An 802-nucleotide genomic window follows, 5' to 3' on the forward strand; every position below is an offset into this window, starting at 1 on the left:
GCGTGCCACGACGGGCAGCGCCTGCACCTGCGCCTTGAAGGCGGCGAAGGGTCGGTGGCGGCTGCCCATGACAGACTGGGTGGCGAGTTGCTGGACGCCGCCTATTGGGCGGATTTGAACGAGCAACGCCTGGGTTTCTTTGCTCAAGGCCAGCCGCTGTGGCGCTTGTCCTTGCCCAACAACACCGCGCCACTGGCCCTGCCCGGCCAGCAGTTGATCGACTGGGGCGGCGCCCAGCGCTGGCTCAAATCGGATGCCGATGCGGCCTTTATCCGCCGTGTGGTTGAAGAAGTGGGCGGGCATGCGACCTGCTACACACCCGGCCGGACTGACAGTCCGTTCCAACCGTTGCCGGCAGCCCTGATGCGCTACCACCGCAACCTCAAGCAACAACTCGACCCCAAGGGTATTTTCAACCCCGGGCGCCTGTACGCGGAGCTTTGAGCCATGCAAACCACTTTGAGCCAAGAGGCCCGGCAACTGCCCCGTGCCGAAGAAGCCGAACGCACCCTGCGGTCCTGCGTGCACTGCGGTTTTTGCAATGCCACCTGCCCGACGTATCAATTGCTCGGCGATGAACTGGACGGCCCGCGCGGACGGATTTACCTGATCAAGCAAGTGCTGGAAGGCAACGACGTCACCCGCAAAACCCAGGCGCATCTGGACCGCTGCCTGTCGTGTCGCAATTGCGAAACCACCTGCCCGTCCGGGGTCGATTACCACAACCTGCTGGACATCGGCCGGGCGGTGGTGGACGCGGCGGTGCAGCGGCCGCTTGGCCAGCGCCTGTTGCGCGAGGGGT

1 protein-coding gene and 1 pseudogene are annotated in these 802 nt (G+C 64.8%); both read left to right on the forward strand.

All coding sequences use genetic code 11. The features are described 5' to 3' along the window. Positions 1-444 (forward strand): annotated as a pseudogene (glcE, locus tag GHO41_RS29420) (glycolate oxidase subunit GlcE); the annotation flags it as partial. Positions 445-447: 3 nt separating this feature from the next. Then, on the forward strand, positions 448-802 hold a 355-nt coding region (locus GHO41_RS29425; RefSeq protein ID WP_153435361.1), incomplete at its 3' end, for a 4Fe-4S dicluster domain-containing protein.

It is taken from the genome of Pseudomonas sp. FSL R10-0399, from assembly GCF_009600165.1.
Lineage (GTDB): Bacteria > Pseudomonadota > Gammaproteobacteria > Pseudomonadales > Pseudomonadaceae > Aquipseudomonas > Aquipseudomonas helleri.